Source organism: Gilvibacter sp., assembly GCF_965601605.1.
Lineage (GTDB): Bacteria > Bacteroidota > Bacteroidia > Flavobacteriales > Flavobacteriaceae > Gilvibacter.
Genome location: NZ_CBFCWJ010000020.1, coordinates 51,817 through 58,022 on the forward strand (window position 1 = coordinate 51,817; position 6,206 = coordinate 58,022).

8 protein-coding genes are annotated in these 6,206 nt (G+C 43.7%); 1 reads left to right on the forward strand and 7 read right to left on the reverse strand.

Annotated features, from left to right (window positions below; genetic code table 11):
- Positions 1-117 precede the first annotated feature (117 nt).
- From ACSLP7_RS05655 to ACSLP7_RS05685, 7 genes are read right to left on the reverse strand one after another with little or no spacing between them, the layout of a single operon-like run.
- A complete protein-coding gene (locus ACSLP7_RS05655) occupies positions 118-528 on the reverse strand; it encodes a peptide chain release factor-like protein (protein WP_435578408.1) in 411 nt (136 codons plus the stop codon).
- Positions 528-2,090, reverse strand: coding sequence for a DUF4301 family protein (locus ACSLP7_RS05660; RefSeq protein ID WP_435578409.1), 1,563 nt, complete (start codon positions 2,088-2,090; stop codon positions 528-530). Before ACSLP7_RS05660 ends, ACSLP7_RS05655 begins: the two co-directional genes overlap by 1 nt.
- Positions 2,050-2,622: an AAA family ATPase gene (locus ACSLP7_RS05665; RefSeq protein ID WP_435578410.1), complete on the reverse strand. Its 573-nt coding sequence runs from the start codon at positions 2,620-2,622 to the stop codon at positions 2,050-2,052. The genes ACSLP7_RS05660 and ACSLP7_RS05665 overlap by 41 nt, the downstream gene beginning before the upstream one ends.
- The gene (gene pnuC, locus ACSLP7_RS05670; protein ID WP_435578411.1) at positions 2,586-3,215 is read right to left on the reverse strand and encodes a nicotinamide riboside transporter PnuC; all 630 of its coding nucleotides are present in this window, start codon (positions 3,213-3,215) and stop codon (positions 2,586-2,588) included. Before pnuC ends, ACSLP7_RS05665 begins: the two co-directional genes overlap by 37 nt.
- Complete coding sequence (locus ACSLP7_RS05675) at positions 3,199-3,459, reverse strand: thiamine-binding protein (RefSeq protein ID WP_291186227.1); 261 nt, start codon at positions 3,457-3,459, stop codon at positions 3,199-3,201. The genes pnuC and ACSLP7_RS05675 overlap by 17 nt, the downstream gene beginning before the upstream one ends.
- Positions 3,459-4,169 carry a geranylgeranylglyceryl/heptaprenylglyceryl phosphate synthase gene (locus ACSLP7_RS05680; RefSeq protein ID WP_435578412.1) on the reverse strand — a complete coding sequence of 237 codons (711 nt, stop codon included), beginning with the start codon at positions 4,167-4,169 and terminating at the stop codon, positions 3,459-3,461. The genes ACSLP7_RS05675 and ACSLP7_RS05680 overlap by 1 nt, the downstream gene beginning before the upstream one ends.
- Positions 4,147-4,785 (reverse strand): 4'-phosphopantetheinyl transferase family protein, encoded by a 639-nt coding sequence (locus ACSLP7_RS05685; RefSeq protein ID WP_435578413.1) that lies wholly within the window; start codon positions 4,783-4,785, stop codon positions 4,147-4,149. Before ACSLP7_RS05685 ends, ACSLP7_RS05680 begins: the two co-directional genes overlap by 23 nt.
- Before the next feature lie 72 nt (positions 4,786-4,857).
- Between ACSLP7_RS05685 and ahcY the strand changes: the two genes are divergently transcribed.
- Positions 4,858-6,174, forward strand: a complete 1,317-nt coding sequence (gene ahcY / locus ACSLP7_RS05690; RefSeq protein ID WP_435578414.1) for an adenosylhomocysteinase — start codon at positions 4,858-4,860, stop codon at positions 6,172-6,174.
- Positions 6,175-6,206 lie beyond the last annotated feature (32 nt).

Here is a 6,206-nt window from a genome sequence, read left to right on the forward strand (position 1 = left end):
CAAATTTTGACGCTTGCTTTCCTAAACGGCATTACCCGTTCCAGGTTCAATGGGTATAATCTCAGCCTTGTACTAGTACAAAGCACCCCTTTGTTGAGATTGGTGCAAAGATAAGGACTAAATTCTAGAACTGAGGCGGCTTCCGATTGGCTTTTTTTTTGAGATTGCCGTCTTTTGTCTTCCCGACGTTTTTTTCAAAACCCCTTTAGGAATACGTGTAGGCTTGCGCACTTTATCCTGCTTGAGACCTTGTTCTAAAAGTGCAAAAAAGCGTTGGATGACCAAGCGTTTATTGCGCAGTTGGCTCCGCGTTTCTCCACAATGCAATTGCAAATACCCGCTGCTAGTTAGTCGGCTCGCAAGACGTTGACTGAGTAGTTCCTTCTGCTGATCAGATAAACCTTGAGAATCTGGAAGATTAAAACTGAGAACTACCTTGGTCGCTACTTTATTGACGTGCTGTCCTCCAGACCCGCTAGATCGGGCCATTTTAAAGTGCAACTCACTAAGTAACTGAGGTCTGTCCATTACATATTGGGGCGATGCTCGCGCTGCAAGAGGTCGTTGACTGTTTTCACCGGATTAAAGGTGATCAGCGGAACTTCTACAAAAACCGTGTTCCACTGCGCCATAGATCCGTTCCACAGTCCGGGAAGTTCTAAAGCTTTAATGATGTTGCCATCTTTATCTTTTTGGGTGATGAAGCCCGTATTGGGATCTGTAAAAGCGCTCAAGTCAAACTTATCTCCTTTGTAGTCACGAACTCCGCAAACAAGATCTACAGGGTTAAAGTGTGTTGATTCACTAAAAACATTGCGTTGTGAAGGGTCTTTAAGATCGATCTGGGCCGATTCCACAATTTGAAGCGACTGAGTTCCTTCTGCATCAACAACCCAAAACGGTCCTCCTCCCGGAGCGCCCGTGTTTTTAACCATGCCGCAAACGCGGGTTGGACGATTCAAAAGACTCAATAGGTGAAGGATGCTGTTGCTAACATCTTTAATGTTGAGTTCGTTCCACATGAATGACTTAACCTCTGTGACCAGTTCCGGATCAATTTCTTCCTGTCTGAGTTCTTTTACATAATGATGGATCTTGTGCTGCAACCACAACAATTTTCCACCGAGCATTTTTTTGTAAGAGGATATCTCCTCAACGTACTCTTCAGCAATTACGTTGTCAATATTTTTGATAAATACCAAATCCGCATCTATCTCATTGAGGTTTTCCAAAAGCGCTCCATGACCTGCTGGTCGAAACACCAATTTCCCTGCTTTATCTCGTACAGGTTGGTTCTCACTGTTTACAGCAATGGTATCCGTAGCACTCTTTTGAAACGAGTAAGATACATGAACCTCTTTTTTGGTCTTTTTCTGCACCCGATTCTTAATACTCTCAAAGGCTGCCTTGAAGTATTCCACATGCACAGGCGCAAAGGTAAAGTGTACAAACACCTCATCTCTATTGGCAGCATAGTAGCAACCTTCAAAAAGCTGCTCTTCAAAAGCCGTCGTGAAGTGTTTGTTGTATTTATGGAATGGTATAAGCCCTTTGGGCAGTCTTCCGAAATTTAACCCTTCTGGAGACAACAAAACCTCAGCAACAATGAGGGCTCGCTCTCCACGAGTCTTGAATTTATAGTCTGGATATTGCTCTCGAACAGCTTTGCGCAAATGGTTAGCAAAGGCAAAGTCAGAAAAAGAATTCAAGAATTCTTCCAAGTTGTTCAATCGGTGATGGGCAATGAAGTCTTTGAGTTTTTCGCGCTGCGGATCGTAATGCGTAAGTAAGCTGTTTAAGCTTTGAAACATACGTGTCGCAGCTCCAGAAGCCGGCACAAATTTGACGATGTCTGCTTTGTTCTTGTGGCTGTCAAAGTACTGAATGTACTTTTTCTTTTCATCAGCGCTAAAGTTGCTGATTCCATTTCCAATCACCGCTGGAGTGTTGATCCTTGTAGGTGGAAATCCCCTTTTAAACATTTCCAATTGACCGAGAACTTGCGCCATGCTTAGGTCGTGTTCTTCAATCTGTGCTTCATCTTGCTGGTTAAATTCCATGCTGTCCTTCACGATATTTTTCAATGGCATGGATCGCGGTTTGCAACCTTGCCTGTTCATCACCTTTGAGCACGAGATGGGGAGTATCTTGTGCATTCAATCGTTCCTCAAAAATAGAAAATAGTTTTTGTCTATCGAAAGGTCGATCTCTTAAGGGGTCGTTTTCCCAAGGCACATCGATGTAGGTCAATAAACACAGGTCGTAATGCATATGGGTTAAACTGGCCTCTAAAAGCGGGGGAATTTCATCAAAATAATACTGAGAATAACAGGCAACCTCTAACAGATTGGTATCGCATATCAACAGTTCGGAAGCGGTTTTCAGGGCGGCGTTTTCCGCCTTAATTTGGCCTTGAGCTATGGGCAAAATATCCTCAATTTCTGAATAAAAAGGATCCCGGACCACGAGTTCCTCATAATAAGTACGCATGAATTCTGGCACAAGAGTGGTCCCAAAATGGCTCGCTAAAGCTCTAGCCAAAGTAGTCTTACCGGTAGACTCTGGCCCTACAATGGCGATTTTAATCAGCTCGCTTTGCTCTTGTCTAAATAGTTTTTCCACGCGTGATAGCCTTGAATAGCCAAGAAGGTAAAGATTAAATACTGCAATGCCAACATTCCCCATCCGCGGTATGCGTATAACGGAACACTGATTATATCAGCAATGATCCAAAGGGTCCAATTCTCAATTTTCTTAGTAGCCATATACCACATGGCGGTAAAAAAGAGCCCTGAGGTAAAGATGTCTATATAGTTGGAGGTGTCAATGGCGGTTCCCGCCAGATTGTAGACTCCATATGTAATTCCCATGGTCAAAAAACAAAGTCCTACACCGATCCATTTCTCTCTAGAATTGGTTCTGCTCACCTGAACCACCAACGCATCATCTTTACGCCGCGCCCAGTTCCACCAACCGTAAATACTCATGGCAGAATAGTAGAAGTTCATCATCATGTCTCCCAAAAGCTCGTCTTGCAAGAAGATATAAACGGTGATCACCGTAGCGACCAAGCCGGTAGGATAGACCAATATATTTCGGCGTTTGGCATAGACCACACTGGCTATCCCGAAGACAAAGGCAATGGCCTCTAAGACGATCAAATAGGGTTCGCGCTCGTAATAAGGCGAAAGGAAAAAATCAAAAATGGGGTTCATAATCGCTGCGATCCGTTTTTACCATTTTCAAATAAAGCACCACCTGATTCAGATCTATAAAAGCATCCTTAATGGCTCCATTTAAAAGCTCCATGACCTCATCATAAGGACCGTAAACTTGTGTGCTTAATGGATTTTCCAAAACGGTGAGTCCAGAAGCCCTCAAGGTTTTTATAAAGGCAATAATAGGTGCCTCAAATTCATCTTGCAATGGACTCAGAGTAAGTTCTACCGATACGTTCATCAATTTTGATTTTCAAAGGCGGTTCCCATGACCAGCATATCAGCTCCAGCAGTATAGGCTGCTTGCATTTGCACCGAGCTTCGGATACCTCCGCCAACAATTAAAGGCAAATTTATGGCTTTTCGAACAGCTTGAATAATTGTCTCAGACACGGGCACTAAGGCTCCGCTGCCCGCTTCTAGATACAAGCAACGCGCTCCACAATACTGTGCAGCTAGGGCTACTTCTACTATAGAATCGACATCATCTTGTGGCAAAGCTTGGGTTTGGGTCACGCGGGCAACCGCAGATTGATTACCGCCATCAATAAGTAAATAGGCTGTAGGGATCACCTCCAGGTTTGAATTTTTTAAATAGCGTGCCGCCTTGCGTTGTTGACCAATCAGATACTCTGGGTTATCACCAGAATAAAGGGAAAGAAACAGCAAACCGTCTGCTGCTTCTGTTAGCTGATCATAGCTTCCCGGGAATAAAACGATAGGCAAACCTGAGGGTTTAAGACTGTTTACTACCGCCTGAGTAGCACCTTGTGGCACCTCACTGCCTCCCACAAAAATGTGGGTAGTTTGAGCAGGAATGGTTTTTAGGAACTCTATAGCCTGTTCAGGCAGAAATTTATCAGGATCCACCAAAATGGCCAAGAGTTTTGTTCCCGCAGCCTTGCTTTGGATCAAGCCGGAGTAGATACTACTGCTCTTCTGGGTATCCATAGGCACAACTAAATCCATCAAACTCTAAAAAGAAAACACGGTACAAACTCTTTACACCTTCATAATTGATCGTAGCCAGGGTCTCTTTGGCCTCCCCGAGATCAAAATCGTGAACATCTATATGTTTTAAGAAACTCAAACCGGGTTGGCCGTACATTTTGTACAAGGTCTCTTTGGCACACCAGACCAAACTCAATTTGCGTATTAGCGCATCTTCATTGGCCAAAGTTCTGTACTCCTCTAAGGGCGTGAATTTGTGAGCGATCTTTAAGATCTTGGCTCTTCCCTTTTCTATGTCGATTCCCACTGGCTGATTCCCTACTATTATTCCAGTGAACTCAAAGGAATGCGTTATACTGATGCCAGTACCGTCTTTAAGGTGAGGCTTGCCAAAATCATTGTAGTACAGATCGTGATCGTTATATCCAGCTAAAGCCAACAAATGGCGGATGCTCAAAAACCCACGGCGGTGAATGTCTGATTTCATTCCTTCCACGCGGGCGGCATGAGCCTGTTGAAGATCAATGCCTTTTTGAAGATCATCAAATGATTCTTCGATCTTCCACAGATAAACAGTGGTCTGATTATGAGCTGTTATTGTTTTGTAAAGAGGCACTGTAATTACTGGATAATGCTTAATTTTGCCATGCGCTTTAGACGGCGCGGTATTAAAATCAAATATACATATATGTCTACGAATACAACTGCATATACGCCCTACAAAGTTAAGGACATTAGCTTGGCTGATTGGGGAAGAAAAGAAATTGAACTGGCGGAAGCTGAAATGCCAGGACTTATGTCCTTGCGTGAGGAGTACAAAGACGAGCAACCTCTTAAAGGAGCTCGTATTGCTGGATGTCTACACATGACCATTCAAACAGCAGTATTGATTGAAACGCTAGTAGCACTTGGTGCTGAAGTAACTTGGAGTTCTTGTAATATTTTCTCTACTCAAGATCAAGCTGCCGCTGCTATTGCTGCAGCAGGAGTTCCTGTTTACGCCTGGAAAGGGATGAACGAGCAGGAATTTGATTGGTGTATTGAGCAGACACTTTTCTTCGGAGAAGATCGTCAGCCACTAAACATGATTCTTGATGATGGAGGAGATTTGACCAATATGGTATTGGACAAATACCCAGAATTGGTTGAGGGAATCAAAGGACTTTCTGAAGAGACTACCACTGGAGTTCACCGTCTGTATGAACGCATGACCAACGGTACTTTACCGATGCCAGCGATCAACGTGAACGACTCGGTGACCAAATCTAAGTTTGACAACAAATACGGTTGTAAAGAAAGTGCTGTAGATGCTATTCGCAGAGGAACGGACATCATGTTGGCCGGAAAACGCGTTGTAGTTTGTGGTTACGGAGATGTTGGTAAAGGAACTGCTGCTTCCTTCCGCGGAGCTGGAAGTATCGTAACAGTCACTGAGATCGACCCGATCTGCGCGTTGCAAGCAGCAATGGACGGTTACGAAGTGAAGAAGCTTGAAACGGTTATCGGTAATGCTGATATCGTGATCACCGCTACAGGAAACAAAGACATCGTTCAAGGAAAGCATTTTGAAGCTCTAAAGGACAAAGCTATTGTTTGTAATATTGGTCACTTTGACAATGAGATTGACATGGCTTGGTTGAATAACAACCACGGAAGCACCAAAGTAGAGATCAAGCCGCAAGTAGACAAATACACGCTAAACGGTAAAGATGTGATCATCCTTGCTGAAGGACGTTTGGTAAACCTAGGTGTTGCCACAGGGCACCCGAGCTTTGTAATGAGTAACAGTTTTACTAACCAAACTTTAGCACAGATCGAGCTTTGGAACCACAGCGATAAGTACGAGAATCAAGTATATATGCTACCTAAACACTTGGATGAGAAAGTAGCAAAACTACACTTGGCAAAGATCGGTGTTGAGCTTACGGAGCTTAGAAAAGAACAAGCCGATTATATCGGGGTTCAGCAACAAGGACCGTTCAAACCAGAATACTACAGATACTAAACTAAAAGTATCCTGAAACAAAAAACCCTCGT